This is a genomic window from Dokdonella fugitiva (assembly GCF_004342425.1).
Classification (GTDB): Bacteria; Pseudomonadota; Gammaproteobacteria; order Xanthomonadales; family Rhodanobacteraceae; genus Dokdonella_A; species Dokdonella_A fugitiva.
The window spans coordinates 41,117-60,701 of sequence record NZ_SLWQ01000008.1 but is presented as its reverse complement, the minus strand read 5'-3'; the positions used below and the strand labels follow the sequence as shown (position 1 = coordinate 60,701).

Below are 19,585 nucleotides of genomic sequence, written 5' to 3'. Positions count from 1 at the left end.
GTCGTGCGATGGGACGTTACGGCTCGATCACCTTCAGCGTCGCCGGCGTGCTCTTGCCGATGCCGCGCACCTGCGGCATGTACATGTCCTCGACCAGCGGCGGCGGTACCTGGAACGTGCCCGGCGTCACCGCGCGCACGAGGTAGAACACGTGCGCGGTCTGGCCCTTGCCGAGGTTGAGCGCGGCGACGTAGCGATCATCGCGGAACTCCTCATGGCGCACGTCCGCGGCCTGCGCGCGATCGGTGATCGAGATGCCGTCGACGACGACGTCGGCCCATTGCTTGGCGTCGGTGAGGTTGAAATTCTCGATCTCGAGGCCACCGGGCAGCAGGTCGACCAGCAGCGCATCCGGCATCGCCTCGCGCGCCTCGAGCCTGAGGCCGACGATGAGGCTGTCGCCCTCCTTGAGCGGAGCGGGTTCCCACGGCTTGCCGTCGAGCGTGTAGAACTGGCGCTGGATCGACACGTAGTGGTCATCCGGCGCGGGCGCCGTCTTCGGCACGCCGGCGACGTCGGTGCTCGCGTACAGCGGCAGGTCGCCCTGCGGCGTGAAGCGCACGCCCGCGGCGAGGTCGGCACCGCCGAACTGTCGGCTCCACAGGCGGTCGGGGCTGATTTCGCTCGTGTTCGCGCCGATCGCGAGCGTGCCGGAGACGACCTTGTCGCCGTCCTTGATCAGCGTCTTGCCGAGGCGGGCGATCGCGATCTGTTCCTGCGTGCTGAGCCAGAGCCAGCGATGCCCGGACCGGCGCTGCTGGGCGTCGGCCTGGTGTTCTTCGTTGGTGAGCGAGCGCGCGACGTCGAAGATGCGGCCGTCGTATTCCGGCCTGGACAGGCCGTAGCGGTGCGCGAGCGCGAGCATGAGCGAGGTGTCGCGCAGGTTCGAGCCGTAGTCGCCGAGGTACCACGGCCGTTCGACCTTCATCGCGAATGCATCGGCGATCGCCTTCTGCGCGCGCGGCTCGTCGCCCATGAGCTTGAGCGCGATCGCGAGGTGCACGAGCGGCAGTGCGGTCACCGACTTGCCCTTGTCGTTGTCGTAGAGCGCACGCAGGGTGCCGAGCGGCGCGCGGTTCACGCGCGCGAGTACGTAGCCCGAATACGCCTCGTTGGCGAAGCGCAGGTGGTCGCCGTGCTCGTAGCCGTAGAACGGATGGCCGCCCGAGAGCAGGTCGTCGTTGAGCCGCTTGAGCGCCTTCTGCAGCATCTCGTCGGGCACGAGGAAGCCTTCGTCGCGCGCATCCTCGAGGAACTCGACCACGTACGGCGTGATGTATTCGTTGACGTAGCTGTCGCCGCCCCACATCGAGAAGTGGCCGGACGGGATCTGCATCGAGGCGATGCGGCCGATCGCGCCGTCGACGCGCTGCTTGCGCTGGTCGGGCGGCAGGCCGTCGGTGTGCAGGTTTTCCGCCGTCTTGTCGTCGAGCAGCAGCGCGCCGTAGCCCTTGCTCGTGGTCTGCTCGATGCAGCCGTACGGATACTTGAGGAGATCCTGCAGTGCCGCCGCGAACGGCAGCGGCGGCAGGCTCGACACGGTCAGGCGCGCGGCCACCGAGTCGGCGATGAGACCCTCGATCGACTCGCTGCCGAGCGTCACCGGCGCGAGCGTCTCGAGCGAACGTGCGCTCGAGCGCATCACGCCCGGCCAGGCCGCGCGCACGACCATCTCGAAATGGCGGTCGATCCTGATCTCGCCGCTCGACGCCTGCACGTTGATCCTGCCGACGCCGTACCCGTCGAGCGCGGCGAGCGGGAACTCCAGCGTCGTCTTCGCGCCGTCGGCGAGCTTGACCTTGCGCTCGCCCTTGTCGATCGCGAGCGGCTTGTGCGTCGACACCTTGACCGCGAATTCGCGTTCGCTGCCGGAGAAGTTCTGCAGGTCCAGCGTCAGCGCCGACCTGTCGCCGGGCGCGAGCACGCGCGGCGTCGAGATCTCCGCGACCAGCGGCGCGCGCACGATCGTCTCGGTGTCCGCACCGCCGTACTGGCTCTCGCCGAACACCTGCGCGACGATGCGCACGGTGCCGTTGAAGTCGGGCATCTTCAGCGCGACCTTCGCCTCGCCTCTGGCGTCGAGCGCGACGACGCCGGAGAAGAGGTCGACGGTCAGCACCTTGGCAGTCGGGCGGCGCGCCTGCGGCAATGCGCCGAGCGCCATGTCGCCGCCGTAGCGCAGCTTGGCCGTGTTGCCGTCGAAGCTCTCGATCACGCGCCCGTACAGGTCGTAGGCGTCGATGCCGAGCGCGCGCTGGGCGAAGAACCACGCGTTTGCGTCCGGACGCGCGAAGCGCGTGATGTTGAGGATGCCGACGTCGACCGCGGACACGGTCACGTACGCCTTCTTCCCGGCGAGCGCAGGGGCCTTCACCGCGACCGGCAGGTCCGTCTCCGGCTTCATCTGCTTGGGCGCGTCGATCGCGACGTCGATCTTGCGGTTGGCGCGATCCATCGGCACCCAGGCTTCGCCGACCGCGCGCGCGGGCGTGATCTTGTCCACGGCGGAGCCGCCGCGGAACACCAGCGCGGTCACGTAGACGTCGTGGCGCTCGAACTCCTTCGTCACCGGGATCTCGAACACCGCGCCCGGCTGGGCGTCGATGTTCTTCGAATAGATGAGATGGTCCGATTCGACCAGCAGCAGGCCTGGCCCGCCCTGGGGCGGCGTGATCGTGACCTTGAGCGTGTCGCCTTCGTGGTAGCTCGGCTTGTCGAGCGCGAGCTTGACCTTGTCCGGGCGCGCCTCCTTGCCGCGGTTGTCGTCGTTCCAGCTCCAGCCGGCGAAGAACGGCAGGCGCGTGGTGAGGCCGGTCGCGGGATCGAGTATCTCGATGCGGTAGTTGCCCCAGTCGACCGGCACGTCGAACTTCGCGACCTTGCCGGCTTCGACGTCGATGTCGCGCTTCTCGCTGTCCTCGTAACGCTGCACGTATTCGAAGTGCCAGCCGCTGTCCTTGTCGAAGGTCCAGTGGTAATCGCGGTGCTCGCGCACGAGCGTCAGCTTGAGGCGCTGGCCGGCGAGGAGGTCGCCGGCGGCATTGCTGCGGATCAGCTCGAAGCCGGCGCGGCCGCGCGCGTCGGAACCTTGCGCGAGGTCGAACAGCGGGCGTATGCCAACCAGTGCATCGGCGGGCCACACGGTGCGCTTGAGCGTGCGCGTGACGGTGCGCCCGCCGCTCTCGTAGACGCTGCCCGAGAGCAGGGCGGCGAGCGGCGTCGCCGGTTTGGCGCCCTCGGGGATCTCGATGTCCTGTTCGAGCTTGCCGTCCTCGTCGAGCGCGTCATCGACGACGTCCCTGGCTTCCTTCGGCAGGTCGACGGTCGGGTCGCCGAAGAAGAAGTCCTTGTGCGCATCGACCGGATGCTGGTCGGCCGCGACGGTCAGCCGCGCGGTGAAGCGGTTGCCCGCCGCGGGTGCGCCGTAGAGGTAGTCGCCTTCGACCGCGAGCTTGAGTGGCTCGCCGGGCTTGAGCACGGCCTGCTCGCTGGTGAGGTCGAGCTTGAGGCGTTCGGGCAGGAACTCCTCGATGCGGAACGTGAGGCCCTGCGTGACCTGGCTCGATTTGGGATCGGTGCGGAACTCGACCTGCCAGCGCCCGGTCGGCGCGTCGACCGGGATCTCGCGCGACCACTCGAAATAGTTGAGGTCCTTCGGTTCGAGTTTCGTCTCGGCGTAGGTGCGCCCGTCGGGTTGCTTGAGCGTGATGAACAAGGGTTGCGGCTTGATCAGGTTGCCGTCGTAGTCGCGCAGCAGCGCCGACAGCGCGATCGTCTCGCCCGGGCGGTAGAGGTCGCGGTCCGACCACGCGAACACGTCGAACCAGGCCTGCTTGCGGCCGGCGACGGCGAAGTCGGACAGGTCGAGCGCGGGCTGGTTGAACGGCAGCAGCGAGACGTCGTTGCCGCTCCTGGCGACGAGTACCTGGTCGGCCTTGAGCGCGTAGGCGAGCTGGGCGTTGCCGTTGCCGTCGGTCTTGCCGGCGACGATCGATTCACCCTTGCCGTCGAGCACGGACAGTTCCACGCCGGCGAGCGGCGCACCGCTCTTCAGCGAGGCGGCGTGCACGAACAGCGTCTCGGCGTAGGCGCGCGTGTGCAGGCCGATGTCGCTGACGAAGAAGAAGCTCGTCTCGTACTCGTCGTTGAACGTGCCCGCGCGCTTCATGACCGCGAAGTACAGGCCCGGCTTGGACAGTTCGGCGATCGACTGGATCGGCAGGTAGTTCACCGCGCGCTCGTTGTCCTTGCCGGCGAGCGCGAAGCGGTTCGCATAGACCGAGTCGGCGATCTGCGCGAGCGGCGAGCCTTCGCGGCCCCAGCCGTAGCGCGGATCGAGTTCGTACGAGCTGCGCTTGCCGTTCTTCTGGTAGGCGGCGAAGAAGTTCGCGACTTCGTCGTCGCGCACGCGCAGGAACTCGACGTCGACGTCCTTGACGTTGACGGAGATCACCGGCAGGCCGCGCGTCTCGCGCGCGGGCAGCACGTTGCCCTGCGACGCGAACGCCGCATTCGGTTCCATCGGGCCGGTATAGATGTCCTTGGCCACTTCGCTGCCGAGCAGCTTGCCGTCGGCGGCCGCGAGCTCGCCCTTGACCTTGACCGCGTAGCTCTGGTCGGCCTGCACGAACGGGAAATGCAGCGTCTTGCCGTCATCGTCGAGCGACCAGCTGCCTTGCACGGCCGCGCCCTTCGCATCGGTCACCGCGACGAGCGTGTCGAACGCCTGCGTGCCGACCAGTGGCTGGCTGAATTCGAGCGCGAGCGCGAGCTGGCCGTCGTGCTGCTCGGCGCGCGCCGATGCGAGCGCGAAGCCCTCGACCTTGGCCGGCTTGGCCGCCTCGGCGGCGATCGGTTTCCTGCCTTGCACTTCCGGCACCTGGTCGGCGGGTCGGTTGCAGGCGGCGAGGCTGGCGGCGACGAGCAGGGCCGTGCCGACGAGTCGCAGGCGCGACGCGGGCGAACGCAGATCCATTGAGAACTCCCCCCGGTGGATGGCTCGGCAAGTATACGCAGCGGATTATGGCCGGACCGGGGCGATGGCGGGCGCCTTGCGGTCGACATCGCGGCCGTGTGCGGCTGCGCGGGGCGGATGCGACGGGCTTCGCGCGGCAGGCGTGAACCGCCGCACGCATGCCGCCGCGGTGCAAGCCGCGGTGCAGCACGCGACCCGGTCGCGGCGACGCTATGATCACGGGCGCGCCACCGCCGCGGCGCAGGTCCGGCATACGCGCCCGACCGCGCCGGTTCCACGCATGCCATCGCCGATCACCTATCTCTTCGACGACTTCCGCCTCGACCGCTCCGCGCGCGAATTGCGCCGCGGCGGCGTGCCGGTGAACGTGCCGACGCGCGTGTTCGACTGCCTGCTGTACCTGATCGAGAACCGCGAGCGCGCGGTCGGCCGCGATGAACTGGTCGCGGCGTTGTGGGGGCGCGTCGACGTGTCAGACGCCCAGCTTGGCCAGATCGTGCTGCGCGCGCGCCGCGCGATCGGCGACGACGGCAACGACCAGCGCTACATCCGCACGATGCCGAAGTTCGGCTACCGCTGGCAGGCCGAGGTGCGCACGCTGTCCGCGCCGACGCCCGGCGGCGCCGCGGACGCGCCGGCCGACGCGACGCCGGCAGCGCCCGCGACGGACACGGCGCGCCAGGCTGCGGCGCCGGCGGCGCCGCGCAGCAGGCACGGGCGGCCGGTCCTGGTCGCCATCGTGCTCATCGTGCTCGCCGCGGCCGCCGTCGCATGGGCCCTGCGGCATCCATCCACGCCGGCACGCGCCGACGCGTCGCCCGGCGCGCTGGTACGACCGCTCGACGTCACCGCCACGCCACCGCAGGACTGGTTGCGCCTCGGCGGCATGGACGCGCTGGCGACGCGCCTGCGCGCGGGCGGCCTGCGCGTGCCACCGAGCGAGGCCGTGCTCGCGGCGTTGCATGCGGATGCGGACGATGCGCGCCTGCGCGCGGCCACCGGCGTCGATCTCCTCGTCGACGGCGCGGCGACGGTCACTGCGCAGGGCTGGCACGTCGTCCTGCACGCGCGTCCGGCGCAAGGCGAGCCGACCGTCGTCGAAGCGGACGGACGCGACGCATTGCCGACCCTGCGTGCGGCCGGCGACCGCCTGCTGGTCCGGCTAGGCCGGCTCGCACCGGACGAAGCCGGTCCCGATGCCGCGCTCGACGAAACCTTGCAGCGCGCCAACGCCGCGATGCTCGCCAACCAGCTCGAGGTCGCGCGCGCGATCCTGTTGCGGGCGCCCGCGCTCGTGCAGGCGGAACCGCAACTGCGCTACCGACTCGCCCAGGTCGACTTCCGCGCCGGCAACCTCGATGCGGTCGCCAAGGCGCTGACCTCGCTGCTCGAGGACGAGCCGGCGGCGAAGGATCCCGCGTTGCGCGCGGGCGCGCTGACCGGGCTCGGCACGATCCATCTCAATCGCGGCGACTACGCCGAGTCCGAGCGCGACTTTTCGGCGGCGATCAGCGAGGTGGAGGCCTGGCACCGGCCGCTCGAGCTCGGCCAGGCCTACAGCGGGCGCGGCGCCGCGCGAGCGGCACAGGGACGCTATGCCGAGGCCTTGCAGGATCTCGCACGCGCGCGCATCGAGTTGCAGCAGGCCGGCGACATCCCCGGCCAGGGACGCATCGACATGGTCGCCGGCGAACTCGAACTTGCGCGCGGGCGCGTCGACGCGGCACAGCCCGTGCTCGAGCGCGCGGTCGCGGTGTTCGAGCGGTTCGACGCGGTCAACGAACACCTGCATACGCTCTCGATGCTGTTCGCCTGCCGCGAACGCCTGCTCGACCACGCCGGCGCGCTCGCGCTCAGCGATCGCGCCTGGGCCCTGCGCGCGCGCGTGCGCGACCCGCAACTGCGCATGCAGATGCTCGCCGACCGCATCGACGTGCTGTACGCACTCGGCCGCCTCGCCGAGGCGGGCGCGCTCCTCGGCGAAGCCGCGCAGGAGCCCGCGCCGCGCAATCCGGAGTCGGGCTTGCGCATCGCGCGCGCGCGCGCCTCGATCGCGCTCGACGAAGCGCGCTGGCAGGACGCGGAGTCGATCGCCTCGAACGCGCTCGCGGGCGAGCGCACGCCGGATCTCGCGCCGCTGCGCGCATGGTTCCATGCCGCGCGCAGCCGCGCGCTGGTCGCCCTCGGTCGTGCGGAGCAGGCCGCGTTCGCACCCGAGGCGGCGCCGGCGGACGCGCGCAGCCTCGCCTGGGAGACGCTCGCCGGGGCACTCGTCGATGCCGCCGCGGGTCGACGCGACGCGGCCGACGCCGCGTTCGCACGCGCGCTCGCGCACGCCGACGCGGGCGGCGTCGCCGATGACCTCGTCGCGGCCGTCGATGCCTACGGCCGCTGGCTGCTCGCGCTCGGGCGCGATGCCGATGCCCAGGCGACCATCGGCCGCGTCGCCGGCTGGGCCGATCGCGACTATCGCTGCGCATTGCTGCAACTCGAACTGTTCCGCCACCTGCGCGCCGCCGCGCCCTGGTACCGCGCGCTCGCGCAGGCGGAGAAACTCGCCGGCGAACGCGTGATCCCGCCCGTGCTGCGCCGTCCGCCCGACGCGTGAGGACCAGCACGCGGAGAGGCCTGCGCGGCCGCGAGAACGGGAGCGAGGCGAGCAGGAGCGGGAAGAGCAGGAGCTGAAGCGGGCCGCCCCGTCGTCGCCCCGATCGCCACCGCCGTCATTGCCCGGTCGCCGTCCACCGCGACGCCATTCCCGCGAAAGCGGGAATCCATTTTGCTCTTGCTTCCGATGTGCTCTTCGGTGCACCGAAACAGGAATCCCGCCTTTCGCGGGAATTACGGCGAAGTTGCTCGCCGCCGAGGCGAGCGGAACCTGGCGATAGCAAGAATTCGCACACGGGCGGCCGCCCGGGGCGGCAATCCCGCAACACCCGCATCGCTTTCGGGATTCACATTCCCATTCGCCGAATTCCGCGAAGAACAAAAATTTTTTCGTAACGCGAATGCAACGGCTTTCGAGTGCCAGCCCGCGCCGGCGGCGCGATCGTCGCTGCCTTGCCGCCGGCGGGAGCTCCCCGTTGCGATCCAACGCCCGCCGGCGGCTCCTTTCCATGATCCCGGAGGAACGATGCCGCATCATCCTGCCCGCCGCGCACGACGCCCCGTACTCGTGCGCGGACTCGCGCTCCTGGCCGCGCTGGCCACCTCGATCGCTTCGGCCGGCACGGTCCCCGTGCATGGCGCCATCATCGCCGGCAATGGCGGCTGGACGCAGCAGGCGAAGCTGCTCGCCGACGTCGCCGCGAACAACGACTACGCCGGCCGTGCGGTCGCCCTCGACGGTGACACGGCCGTGGTCGGCGCCGCCGGCGCCGATGTCGGCGGCAACGACGGCCAGGGCGCCGCGTTCGTCTACGTGCGCAGCGGCGGTACCTGGACGCAGCAGGCGCGCCTCGTCGCCGACGACGGCGTCGCCGGCGACGAGTTCGGCTTCGCGCTCGCCATCTCCGGCGACCGCATCGTCGTCGGCGCGCGCTTCGCCGCGATCGGTGGCGTCGCCGGGCAAGGCGCGGCCTACGTCTTCGAGCGCAACGGCACGATCTGGACGCAGCAGGCCAAGCTCGCCGCCACCGACGGCGCCGCCTTCGACGGCTACGGCAACTCGGTCTCGATCGACGGCGACACGATCGTGATCGGCGCGCAGAATGCCGCGGTGGGCGGCAACACGAGCCAGGGCGCCGCATACGTATATGCGTTCGACGGCGGCTGGAACTTCCAGTCGAAACTCGCCGCGTCCGACGGCGAAGCCTGGGTGCAGTTCGGTCGCGCCGTGTCGGTGCGCGGCGACAGCGTGCTGGTAGGCGCGGTGTCGGCGACGGTGGGCACGAACCAGGGCCAGGGCGCCGCGTACGTCTACACGCGCGACGGCGCAAACTGGAGCGAGCGCGCGCGCCTCGTCGCGAGCGACGGCGAACCCTGGGATGGCTTCGGCGGTGCCGTCGCGCTCGACGCGGGCCAGGCGATCATCGGCGCCTCCTCGAACGGCATGGCGGGCCAGGGCGCGGCGTACGTGTTCGTCGGCGGCGGCGCGGACTGGAGCGAGCAGGGCAAGCTCGTCGCGAGCGATGCGTTCAACGGCGACAGCTTCGGCACCTCGGTCGCGCTGTCCGGCGGCATCGCGATCGCCGGCTCGCTGTTCTCCGATCTTCCCGGCGTGCAGAACGCGGGCGCCGCGTACGTCTACACGCGCAGCGGTGGCACCTGGACGCAGCAGGCGAAGCTCGTCGCCGCGGACGCTTCGGATGGCGCGGACTTCGGCATCGGCGTCGCGCTCGACGGCAGCACCGCGGTGATCGGCGCGGAGTTCGCGAGTGGTGCCGATGGCTGGTCGGGTGCCGGCTATGCGTTCGAGTCCAGCGCAGGGACGTGTCCGACGCCGCTCGTCGAAGCCTTCGATGGCGTCACTGCACCGGCGCTGCCCTCCGGCTGGAGTGTCGACGCGGTGCAGGGTTCCAACACCTGGCTCACGGTCGCGGAAGGCGACACGCCGCCGAACGCGGTGTTCGCCAACGATCCGCCATCGCCATCCGACACGATGCTCGAAGCGCCCGTGTTCGTGCCGCAGGCAGGCGCGACGCTCGCGTTCCGCCAGCGTTACGACCTCGAATCGACCTACGACGGTGGCGTGCTCGAGATCGCGATCGGCAGCGGGCCCTGGCTCGATTTCGTCGAGGCGGGTGGCAGCTTCGACGAAGGCGGCTATTCGGACACGATGATCGGCACCAGCGCGATCGCCGGCCGCGCGGCGTGGACCGGCGACAGCGGCGGCTGGATCGATACGCGCGCGAATTTCCCGCCCGCGATCGGCCAGCCGGTGCGGCTGCGCTGGCGCATCGCCAGCGACGTCAGTGCGTCGCGCAGCGGCTGGTGGATCGACGGCGTTTCGTTCGGCTGCAGCGACGCGTCCCAGGCGATCGCGCAGGTTTCGCCGCTGCAGTTCGCCTTCACGCTGGACACGGGTACCAGCGCATCCGATACGCTGCACATCGGCAATGCCGGCGATGCGGGCAGCATGCTCTCGTTCGCGATCGGCGAGAGCGAAGCCGATTGCAGCACGGCGGCCGACGTGCCGTGGCTCGCGGTCACGCCTTCCGGCGGCGACGTCGGCGCCGGGGACGGCACGGACGTCGTGGTCGGCATCGACGCGAGCGGACTTGCCGCGGGCACCCACACGGCGACGTTGTGCGTCGGGACATCGGACGCGTCGCACGCGACGGTCGCCGTGCCGATCACATTGGACGTCGGCAACCCCGACCTCATCTTCGCCGACGGATTCGAGACGACGCCATGAACATCCCCCGCACCCAATCGTTTCCTGCCGCGCTGCTGTTGGCGCTCGCCGCCACGCCGGTTCTCGCGGGCACGCCCGGGATCGAACTCACGCTGACGCTGTCGGTCGACACGACGCCGGGCAGCTGCGGCGACCAGTCGAGCCTCAGCGTGATGACCGGCACCGAGGTCAACTACTGCTACACGCTCACCAACGGCACCGGCGAGACGCTCGCGTTCGTGACCGCCGAGCAGGACGACATCGGCCGCTTCAAGATCCTCGAACCGCAGACGATCGCACCCGGCGGCACGTATCGCTACAACCGCACCGCGCCCGCGCTCGAATCACGCACGGTGCAGACGCACTGGACCGCGTTCCCGGTCGCGCCCGACTACACGATGGCGCAGAACGATCCCGACCAGGTGTTCGGCGACGGCTTCGACGGCGATACCGGCATCCCGCGGTACGCGTTCGTCGACATCTCCGGGAGCGGAACGCCACTCGCCATCGATCCTTCGCGCAACGCCGCCGCGCCGATATCGATCGGCTTCCCGTTCACGTACTACGGGATCACCGCGGACGCCGTCGCCGCAGGCATCAATGGCGGCGTGCTGTTCGGCATCGACGCGGGCTACCTGCCGTATTCACCGACGCCGCTGCCGTCGACGACCCTGGGACCGGCGCTGCTGCCGTGGTGGGACACGTTCTTCCAGTCGCCGGGCACCGTCTACGCGCAGACGCTCGGCGAGGCACCCACGCGCCGCTTCGTCGTCGAGTGGAAGGACAACGTGCACTTCCCGGCGACACCCGACGGCGCGACGTACGAACTCGTGCTGCACGAGGCCGACGGTTCGATCGATTTCCAATACCAGGACACGTCGTTCGGCGACGCGCAGTACGACCATGGCCTGTGGGCGACCGCGGGACTCAACTCGGGCGCGCAACCCGCGCGGACATACTCGCGCAACGCCGCGCGCCTGCAGGATGGCCTCGTCGTGCGGTTCACGCCGACCGCGGTCGCGTCGTACGCGGCGTCGGCGAGCGCCGAGCTCACCGTCGGCAAGCCGATCATCCAGGTCACGCCGGCGGCGATCTCGGCGAGCGCGAACGCGGGATCGACGACGACCGCGATGCTCGCGGTCGGCAACATCGGCACCTTGCCGCTCGGCTGGGGCATGGGCGCCGCGGCGACCGGTGCGCCCGTGCGCGCTGCGTCGCCGCGTCCGGGCCCGCTCGGCGCGAGCCTGCCCGCGTACGCGTTCGACCAGTGGCCGACGGATCCGCCGCTGGTCACGTTCGACGTGCTGCATCCCGACCCGATCGTGCCCGTGTTCTACGGCATGCGCCGCATCGCCGCGGCCGACTTCGCCGGCAACGACTTCGGCACGCTCTACGCGATCGACTTCTGGCAGGAGGAACTGCTCGCGGTGCAGACGACCGACTGCGCCTGCATCGACCAGTTCGTGCACATCGGCTGGACGCCGCCCGCGCCCGAGGAGGACTGGATGGGCATGCACTACGACGCCACCAGCAACCGCTTCTGGGGCGTGTCGTTCGGCGGCCTGCAGCGGCGCACCTCGCACCTGTTGCGCATCGATCCGGCGACGGGCGCATCGACGGTCGTCGGGGCGATCGGCGGCATCGACGACCCGCAGTACGGCACCCAGGTGAAGACGATCGCGGTGAGCCCCGAGGGCCTGCTCTACGGCATCGATTCGGTCACGAACAGCCTCATCACGATCGACCGCAACAGCGCGCGTGCGAGCGTGATCGGCCCGCTCGGATTCCAGGTCGCCGGCGCCGACATGGATTTCGACGACGCGACCGGCACGCTCTACCTGCTCGCCGGCGACGCCGCGCAGCAGGCCGAGAGCGTCTACACGGTCGACACCGGCACCGGGCATGCGACGCCGGTCGACGTCGTCGGCCCCGACGGACGCTCGAACGGCCTCAGTGCGTTCGCGATCGCGAGCCTCGGCCCGTGCAACGTGCGCGACGCGGTGCCGTGGCTGCACTGGGACGTCGGCGGCGGTTCGGCGATGCCGGGCCAGGCGAACGACGTCACGCTCACGCTGGACGCGACCTCGCTCGACACGGGCACCTACACGGCGGACCTGTGCATCGACAACGGCGACAACGCGCATCCGCGCGTGATCGTCCCGGTGACCTTCGAGGTCACCGCGCCCTGACGCCCGGACGGGTTTTCGATGCGGCGATGGTGGCCTGGAACACGAAGCAGCCGAGCACACGAGGGAAGCGAAGCATCGCGACGATGCACTTTCTTCGTGTGCCCGGCGCGTTCGGTGCGATCGGCCGCCGCTCGTCACGACTGCCGCGAAGGCCTCACGGCGGATCCTTGTCGAACACGCGCACGCCGGGTGGCAGCGCCACCCAGGCGTGGCGGCGGCTGTCGTGAACGGATGCGCGTGGCGCGGGAAAGGCCGGGTCGGCGAATGCGCCGACCGCGACAGACACCGAGCGCGCTTCGCAGCCTTCCTCCGTGTGGAACAGGTTCGTGCCGCAGACAGGGCAGAACCGGAAGCGGAAGCGCGCGCCCTGGTCGCCCTGGCGCAGGTACTCGGTGGCTTGGCCGCTGACGCGGTACGGTGGCGCGAACGAGGCGAGCGCAGCGAACACGCTGCCGGTGCGCTGCTGGCAGGCAAGGCAGTGGCAGAGGCCGACGCCGAGCGGCTCGCCGTCGACTTCGATGCGGAGCTGGCCGCAACTGCAGGACGCACTGCGCATGACGCTATCTCGGAGCGATTTCGAGCTGCGTCCCGTGGACCGGCATCGGCGCGTCCGACGCGTGCAGGCGGTGGTATTCGGCGACCATCTCGCCGTTCGCGATGACGGGGGCGGCGGTGACGAATCCGGCGGCCGGCAAGCCAAGGACGATGCTTCGCATGGAGCCTCCAGGGCGTCGGGTTGCGCGGGTGCCGACGATCAGGTGATCGAGCCGATCGCGAGCGCGGCGAGGTAGAGTGTGCAGGCGGAGAACGCGAGGATGCGCGGCCAGGTGCGCGTGGCCGCGTTCTTCGCGAGCGACCACGCCGCGAGCGGGACCAGCAGTGCGAGCAGCACGCTCGCCGCGACGACCGTCCAGGCGCCGATGTTCCACGCGACGAGGTTGCGCGGAAACTGGAACAGCAGCACGAGTGCGCCGATCGCGAGCACGAGCGGCGAGACGAGCAGGGACGTGGGAACGTGGAGGAAGCGGGAGCCGGTCATCGCGTTCGACCCTTCGGGTGCGATGCGGCGATGGTAGCGCGATGCAGCGCGACCGTCAGGCATGACTTCCGGTATGGATCGGTGCCTCAGCCGCGCTCGAGCCACTCGACGCGCGACGAGCCGTAGCGGCTCTGCGCGAGCAATTCCTGCACCGCCGGCAGCCATTGCGCGATGGCTTCGTCGAACCGCCAGGGCGGGTTGACGATGGCAAGGCCACAGCCGTTGAGGCGCAGGCCCGAGTTGTCCGGGTGCAGCAGCAGTTCGGCGACGAGTACGTCCGCGCGGCCTGCGTGTTCGCGCAGCCAGCGATGGAACGGCACGATCGTCTCGCGCAGCTTGATCGGGTACCACACGGCGTACGTGGCGTTGGGCCAGCGCGTCCACGCGTTCGCGAGCGCCTGCCCGACCAGCTCGAACTCCGCGCCCTGCGCTTCGAACGGCGGGTCGATGAGCACGAGCCCGCGCTTCTGCGCCGGTGGCAACAGCGCCTTCAGCGCGGCATAACCATCACGCTGGTGGATCGCGAAGCGCGTGTCGCCGGCGAGTGCATCGCGCAGCGCAGCGGCTTCTTCCTGGTGCAATTCGCACAGGATCGCCCGGTCGCTCTCGCGCAGCAGGCGTTGAGCGATCAGCGGTGAACCGGGATAGAACGCAAGGCCGGCCGCGTTCGCCGGCTGGAATGCCTGCACGAGGTCGACGTAGCGCTGCAGCGCAGCCGGCAGGCCGCCCGCGCCGAGCAGGCGCTGGATGCCGCTCGCGTGCTCCTGCGTCCTGCGCGCCTGCTCACCGTGCATGTCGTACAGCGCACGACCCGCATGGGTATCGAAGTAGCACAATGCGGCGGGCTTGGCCTGCAACGCGTCGAGCAGGCCGACCAGCGCGGCGTGCTTGAACACGTCGGCGAAGTTGCCGGCGTGGAACCCATGGCGATAGTTCATCGTGCGAGCCGGGCTTCAGGGAGAGGGCTTTGCGGGGCTGGCAGGGGCGCGTACCATTCTCGCCCGTGACGCAGTTTTTCGCCAGCCGCCGGCCACGCACGCCCCGCTTCGCGCGCCTTCGCGCGGTGCGCGTGCTCGCCTGCCTGCTCGCGATTTCGCTCGTGTTCGGCGGATATTTCGCCGCTGCGGCGCCGCTGCACGCGGCGATGGCGGCTGCGTCGACCGGCGCCGACGGCTGCGGCCATGACGGCATGGTGATGCCGGCCAAGCACGGCCACGCGTCCGATGCCTGCTGTCGCGTCGCCTGCGCGTGCGCATTCGCGCACGCGGTCGACGTCGCGCCGCTCGCGTGCACGCACGCCGCGCCCGCATCGGCGTCGCTCGCCCGCGCGCCGGATGCGCGCGCGCCCCGCGTCGTCAATCCGCCCCCGCTGCGGCCACCGATCGCCTGAGTCCGGAACGGGAGGAAGCGCGAGACGCTTCGTCGCGCGCGCATGTTTTCCTCGCGCGGCAGGTTGCCGCGCGTATCGATCGGATCCATGCCATGAAATTGCTTTCCGCCGGCGGACGCCGGCTTCCCGTGCTGCCGTCGCGGCGGCGCTTCGTGCGGGGCGTCGCCAGCGGCGCCTTGCTCGCCGCGTACGGCTTCGCCCCGCTGCGTGCGCGCAGCGCGCAGGGCGTGCTGTCGGGCACGCGCTTCGACCTCGAGATCGGCGCGACGACGGTCGACTTCACCGGCCACGCGCGTCGCGCCGTCGTCGTCGACGGCCGCCTGCCCGGACCCCTCCTGCGCTGGCGCGAGGGAGACACGGTGACCCTGCACGTGCGCAACACGCTCGCCGAGCGCAGCTCGATCCACTGGCACGGCATCGTGCTGCCGGCCGACATGGATGGCGTGCCCGGGCTGTCCTTCATGGGCATCGAAGCGGGCGGCAGCTACACCTACCGCTTCAGGGTGAACCAGGCCGGCACCTACTGGTACCACAGCCATTCGCGTTTCCAGGAACAGCTCGGCCTGTACGGCCCGATCGTCGTCGAACCGCGCGCCGGCGAGCGCTTCCCGGCGGAGCGCGAGCACGTCGTGCTGCTGTCGGACTGGACCGACGTCGACCCGGAGCACATCTACGCGACGCTGAAGAAGCGCAGTGACTATTACAACTTCGCCAAGCCGACCGCGGGCGACTTCCTGCGCGATGCGCGCGCGCAAGGGGTGTCCGCGGCGCTCGCCGCGCGACGCATGTGGAACGAGATGCGCATGAATCCGAGCGACCTCGCCGACGTCTCGGGCCACGTCTACACCTTCCTGATGAACGGCACGACGCCCGCGTCGAACTGGACCGGCCTGTTCGAACGCGGCGAGCGCGTGCGCCTGCGCTTCGTCAACGGCGCGGCGATGACGTTCTTCGACGTGCGCATCCCGGGCTTGAAGCTTCGCGTCGTCGCGCACGATGGCCAGGACGTCGAACCCGTCACCGTCGACGAATTCCGCATCGCCCCGGCTGAAACCTGCGACGTGATCGTCGAACCCCGCGACGAGGCCTACACGATCTTCGCGCAGGCGATGGACCGCTCCGGCTACGCGCGCGGCACGCTCGCGCCGCGCGCCGGCATGGTGGCCGAGGTGCCGGCGCTCGACGCGCGCGTGCTGCTCGCGATGGGCGACATGATGGGAACGATGGATCACGGCATGCCCGGCGTGAAGGGGATGGAAGGCGGCTGCGGCGCGTCGATGCCTGGCATGGATCATGCGGCGATGGGCCACGGCGGCAGTGCCACGATGCACCACGCGCCGGCGGAGTACGGCCCGTTCGTGGACATGCGCGTCGACGCGCCACGCACGAACCTCGATGACCCCGGCGTCGGCCTGCGCGACAACGGTCGGCGCGTGCTCACCTATGCGGACCTCCGTTCCGTCACGGCGCCGATTTCGCCCGACGTCGGCCGCGAGATCGAGCTGCACCTGACCGGGCACATGGAACGCTACGTCTGGAGCTTCGACGGCAGGAAATTCTCCGACGCCGAGCCGCTGCGCCTCGCGCACGGCGAGCGCGTGCGCATCGTGCTCGTCAACGACACGATGATGACGCATCCGATCCACCTGCACGGCATGTGGAGCGAGCTCGAGTCACCCGCCGGCGAATTCCTCGCGCGCAAGCACACGCTCGTCGTGCAGCCCGCGCAGAAGATCGCCTATCGCGTCAGCGCCGACGCGATCGGGCGCTGGGCGTACCACTGCCATCTGCTCTACCACATGGAAGCGGGCATGTTCCGCGAGGTGGTGGTCGCATGAGGCCGCTTCGTCCCCTTTTCGCGCTGGCGGCTGCGTTCGCCACGACGGCCACCGCGCATGCGCAGGATGTACACGCCGCGCACGCGGCGCACGGCACGCACGACGCGCACGACACGCACGACACGCACGACACGCACGAGGTCCCGCCTGCCGATCATCCCGGCACGCAGCGCGAACGCATCGAGGCTGCGTCGCAGGAGCATCCGCAGCACGCAATCCCCGATGCGCGACCGCCTTCCGGCCATGTCGCGCCGCCGCCACCGCAGCACGTGATGGGCGCGATGTCGCCAGCGCGGATGATCGACGTGATGGGCATGGACGATCGCGCCCGTTGGGGACGCGCCGTGTTCGATCGTCTCGAACACGGCGATGGCCGCGCACTCGGCTGGAGCCTGCGCGCGGACTACGGCGGCGACGTCGATCGCGTTCAGCTGCGCAGCGAAGGCGAACACGCAGACGGGCGGACGGCGCACGGCGACGTGGAATTGCTGTGGAGCCACGCGGTCGCGTCGTACTGGAATTCGCAGCTCGGCGTGCGCCACGACGTCGGCGAAGGCGCGGACCGCGACTGGCTCGCGTTCGGCGTGCAGGGACTCGCGCCCTATTGGCTGGAAGTCGCCGCGACCGCCTACGTCGGCTCGCGCGGCCGCACCGCGCTCCGGATCGAGGCCGAGTACGAGGCCCTGCTGACGCAGCGCTGGGTGCTGCAACCGCGCATCGAGCTCGACGCCTACGGCAAGGACGATCCGGCGGCACGCACCGGTTCCGGACTCGCCGATGCGGCGGTCGGCCTGCGCCTGCGCTACGAGGTCACGCGTGGTCTTGCGCCGTACGTCGGCGTGGAATGGTCCCGACGCTTCGGCCGCAGCGCGCACTACGCGCATGCCGACGGCAACGACGCCGACGACGCGCGCTGGGTCGCGGGCGTGCGCCTCGCGTTCTAGCCGCCCTGCTGCAGTTGCTCGAGCAGCCGTTCCGGCGACACCGTGGCGGGCGGTGCTGCGATCTCGATCGGGGTGTAGTCGGGCGGCAAGCGGAACGTCGATGCGTCGATCGCGACGGCGGTGCGGATGTGCAGCCGCGCGCGGCCGCTGGCGGTGCCGTCGCGATAGCAGACGCGCTCGAGGCTGACCGATGGCGGCCTCGCGCGCTCCTGTGCCGCGTCCGGCTGCAGGCTCGAGATGCCCGCGCCGAGCCCTGCGCCGACCTTGGCGATGCGCGCGAGGCGTCGCGCGGCGCGCGGCTCGAGCGCGAGCGATTCGATCGTCGCATAGCAGTCCTCGCGCAGCACGGTGTCCCCGCGCAGGATCCGTTCGCGGATGCAGGCGCGACCGTCGATCGTCTCCGTGGTTGCGGCGCGTTCGGTCTTCGTCGTCGACCATTTCACCGACGCATCGGCACGCGCCGCTGCCGTGCGGCCCGCGTCCGCGAAGGGGCGGCCGCCGCGTTGCCGCAAGGCCTCGCCGATCGCACTCGTGCGATTCCCCGCAACCGGAGGCGTGGACGCCATCTTCCGCGCGCAGCGCAGCGCCGCGTCGGCATAGTCCGGATCGGTCATGCCCATCGCCGCCATCTCGGGGCAGGCCGCGACCTGGGCCTGGCGGTGCGCCTCGATGAGCTGCGCACTGCTCGAACCGGTGAGCGCCTGCGTCTGCTTGTCCGCGTGCAGCAGCACGCTACGGCCGACGTCACTGGTGAAGTCGACCGCGTCGTCGTCCGATTCGAGCGTCATGTAGTCGCGCGTGTCGTGCATCAGCTGGTGCATGAGCTGTTCGTCGTCGTCGAACAGCGTCGACATCGACGAGCCGTCGACGTCGATGTCGATGCGCGCCTGCAGGCCGTCCAGCGCCATGCGCTCGAACTCGGTCGGGCATGGCCCCTCGCGCGTGTATTCGAGCAGCGTGGCCGCGCCGGCGGGGCAGGCGAGCAGCAGTACGAGCGCGCAGGCGGCAATGGTCGCCGCACGCGCGGGCCGCGGAGGGGAGTCGTTCATCGCGTGCCTCCCTCGAGCCGGATCGCCTTGCGCGTGCCTTCGAGTCGCCGCTGTTCCTTGCCGGCATACCCGGCGAGGCAGGCATCGCGCGTGACCATCGTGCATTCGAGGTAGTCGATCGCCTCGATGATCGCTGCACGCACGACCTTGGCGAGCGCTTCGCTGTGCAGCGCCTCGTAGCCGAATCCCGCGCCGCCGGCAGCGAGGGTCACGGATGATGCGGTGCGTGTCGTGCGGCCTTCGATCGTGCGAGCCTGCGCGATCTCGCCGGTGCTCGTGTCCACCACGCGCAGGTCGATCGCGAGGTAGGCGGTACTCGATTCGCGCGAGCCGCCGAGGCCGCCGAAGAAGCCGCGCGCCTTCTTCTTCTCGACGCCTTCCTCGAACGCGGTCACCGTGCCCATGACGAGGTAGTCCGCGCCCGTCAGCTGGCCGATGCGCGCGCCGTCGCCCGGGCGCAGGCGGCCGGAAGCGGCGAGGTCCTGTTCCTCGAGGATTGCCTGAAGGCGGCGGCGTTCGACCACGATGAAGGCCGGGCGTGCGGCCAGTTCGTTGGTCAGGATGTTGGTGAGCACGCGGCCGATGCCGCCCTGGAACGGCAGGGCGCCGGTCTCGTCCTGGAACTTCAGCACGCCGAGCACCGGCTTTTCGCCATCGGCGGCGCGGCAGGTCGCCGGCACCGACAGCAGCGCCGCTCCTGTCGCCAGCAGGCAGGCGAGCAGGCCGCGCACCGCCCGGTGTGGGATCCATCCTTTGCCGTTCATGAGTTTGCGCTCGCCGTGTCGGCTCCGCACCGATCTTCCTTCCAGTACGGAGCAGGGCGCTG

13 protein-coding genes are annotated in these 19,585 nt (G+C 70.5%); 6 read left to right on the top strand and 7 right to left on the bottom strand.

The features are described from left to right. Nucleotides 1–16: 16 nt before the first annotated feature. Nucleotides 17–4,975 carry an alpha-2-macroglobulin family protein gene (locus EV148_RS14090; RefSeq protein WP_131999353.1) on the bottom strand — a complete coding sequence of 1,653 codons (4,959 nt, stop codon included), beginning with the start codon at nt 4,973–4,975 and terminating at the stop codon, nt 17–19. Nucleotides 4,976–5,255: 280 nt separating this feature from the next. Here EV148_RS14090 and EV148_RS14085 point away from each other — a divergent pair, with 280 nt between their 5' ends. From EV148_RS14085 to EV148_RS14075, 3 genes are all read left to right on the top strand, one after another. Then, entirely contained in the window at nt 5,256–7,583 is a 2,328-nt protein-coding gene (locus EV148_RS14085) for a winged helix-turn-helix domain-containing protein (RefSeq protein ID WP_158287478.1), read from the top strand. Nucleotides 7,584–8,108: 525 nt separating this feature from the next. Further along, the gene (locus EV148_RS14080; RefSeq protein WP_158287477.1) at nt 8,109–10,331 is read left to right on the top strand and encodes an FG-GAP repeat protein; all 2,223 of its coding nucleotides are present in this window, start codon (nt 8,109–8,111) and stop codon (nt 10,329–10,331) included. Then, the gene (locus EV148_RS14075; protein ID WP_131999347.1) at nt 10,328–12,499 is read left to right on the top strand and encodes a DUF4394 domain-containing protein; all 2,172 of its coding nucleotides are present in this window, start codon (nt 10,328–10,330) and stop codon (nt 12,497–12,499) included. Before EV148_RS14080 ends, EV148_RS14075 begins: the two co-directional genes overlap by 4 nt. 154 nt (nt 12,500–12,653) lie before the next feature. Here EV148_RS14075 and EV148_RS14070 read toward each other — a convergent pair whose 3' ends face one another. Genes EV148_RS14070 through EV148_RS14060 form a run of 4 tightly spaced genes read right to left on the bottom strand, consistent with a single transcriptional unit; the run spans nt 12,654 to nt 14,476 of the window. After that, nucleotides 12,654–13,055, bottom strand: coding sequence for a GFA family protein (locus EV148_RS14070; RefSeq protein WP_131999345.1), 402 nt, complete (start codon nt 13,053–13,055; stop codon nt 12,654–12,656). 4 nt (nt 13,056–13,059) lie between these two features. Further along, nucleotides 13,060–13,215, bottom strand: coding sequence for a hypothetical protein (locus tag EV148_RS18550; RefSeq protein ID WP_158287476.1), 156 nt, complete (start codon nt 13,213–13,215; stop codon nt 13,060–13,062). Nucleotides 13,216–13,253: 38 nt separating this feature from the next. Then, nucleotides 13,254–13,601 (bottom strand): hypothetical protein, encoded by a 348-nt coding sequence (locus EV148_RS14065; RefSeq protein WP_131999343.1) that lies wholly within the window; start codon nt 13,599–13,601, stop codon nt 13,254–13,256. Between the two features lie 23 nt (nt 13,602–13,624). Continuing rightward, complete coding sequence (locus EV148_RS14060) at nt 13,625–14,476, bottom strand: 23S rRNA (adenine(2030)-N(6))-methyltransferase RlmJ (RefSeq protein WP_131999341.1); 852 nt, start codon at nt 14,474–14,476, stop codon at nt 13,625–13,627. Between the two features lie 65 nt (nt 14,477–14,541). On the opposite strand from EV148_RS14060, the gene EV148_RS14055 reads away from it, so the two are divergent. The 3 genes from EV148_RS14055 to EV148_RS14045 all read left to right on the top strand — a co-directional run bounded on the left by EV148_RS14055 (nt 14,542) and on the right by EV148_RS14045 (nt 17,710). Beyond that, complete coding sequence (locus tag EV148_RS14055) at nt 14,542–14,928, top strand: hypothetical protein (protein WP_131999339.1); 387 nt, start codon at nt 14,542–14,544, stop codon at nt 14,926–14,928. A 92-nt stretch (nt 14,929–15,020) separates the two neighbouring features. After that, nucleotides 15,021–16,766, top strand: a complete 1,746-nt coding sequence (locus EV148_RS14050) for a copper resistance system multicopper oxidase (RefSeq protein WP_131999337.1) — start codon at nt 15,021–15,023, stop codon at nt 16,764–16,766. Further along, nucleotides 16,763–17,710, top strand: coding sequence for a copper resistance protein B (locus tag EV148_RS14045; RefSeq protein WP_131999335.1), 948 nt, complete (start codon nt 16,763–16,765; stop codon nt 17,708–17,710). The genes EV148_RS14050 and EV148_RS14045 overlap by 4 nt, the downstream gene beginning before the upstream one ends. Here the strand turns inward: EV148_RS14045 and EV148_RS14040 are convergent. Together EV148_RS14040 and EV148_RS14035 are read right to left on the bottom strand one after the other, a co-directional pair. Further along, a complete protein-coding gene (locus tag EV148_RS14040; RefSeq protein WP_131999333.1) occupies nt 17,707–18,759 on the bottom strand; it encodes a hypothetical protein in 1,053 nt (350 codons plus the stop codon). The two genes, EV148_RS14045 and EV148_RS14040, sit on opposite strands and share 4 nt — an antisense overlap. Continuing rightward, complete coding sequence (locus EV148_RS14035) at nt 18,756–19,523, bottom strand: CsgG/HfaB family protein (RefSeq protein WP_131999331.1); 768 nt, start codon at nt 19,521–19,523, stop codon at nt 18,756–18,758. The genes EV148_RS14040 and EV148_RS14035 overlap by 4 nt, the downstream gene beginning before the upstream one ends. Nucleotides 19,524–19,585: the final 62 nt, after the last annotated feature.

Coding starts and splice junctions, on each gene's coding strand:
- EV148_RS14075 (WP_131999347.1), top strand. CDS start 10,328: ATGAACATCCCCCGCACCCAATCGTTTCCTGCCGCGCTGCTGTTGGCG.
- EV148_RS14050 (WP_131999337.1), top strand. CDS start 15,021: ATGAAATTGCTTTCCGCCGGCGGACGCCGGCTTCCCGTGCTGCCGTCG.
- EV148_RS18550 (WP_158287476.1), bottom strand. CDS start 13,215: ATGCGAAGCATCGTCCTTGGCTTGCCGGCCGCCGGATTCGTCACCGCC.
- EV148_RS14060 (WP_131999341.1), bottom strand. CDS start 14,476: ATGAACTATCGCCATGGGTTCCACGCCGGCAACTTCGCCGACGTGTTC.
- EV148_RS14040 (WP_131999333.1), bottom strand. CDS start 18,759: ATGAACGACTCCCCTCCGCGGCCCGCGCGTGCGGCGACCATTGCCGCC.
- EV148_RS14045 (WP_131999335.1), top strand. CDS start 16,763: ATGAGGCCGCTTCGTCCCCTTTTCGCGCTGGCGGCTGCGTTCGCCACG.
- EV148_RS14070 (WP_131999345.1), bottom strand. CDS start 13,055: ATGCGCAGTGCGTCCTGCAGTTGCGGCCAGCTCCGCATCGAAGTCGAC.
- EV148_RS14085 (WP_158287478.1), top strand. CDS start 5,256: ATGCCATCGCCGATCACCTATCTCTTCGACGACTTCCGCCTCGACCGC.
- EV148_RS14090 (WP_131999353.1), bottom strand. CDS start 4,975: ATGGATCTGCGTTCGCCCGCGTCGCGCCTGCGACTCGTCGGCACGGCC.
- EV148_RS14080 (WP_158287477.1), top strand. CDS start 8,109: ATGCCGCATCATCCTGCCCGCCGCGCACGACGCCCCGTACTCGTGCGC.
- EV148_RS14035 (WP_131999331.1), bottom strand. CDS start 19,523: ATGAACGGCAAAGGATGGATCCCACACCGGGCGGTGCGCGGCCTGCTC.
- EV148_RS14065 (WP_131999343.1), bottom strand. CDS start 13,601: ATGCCTGACGGTCGCGCTGCATCGCGCTACCATCGCCGCATCGCACCC.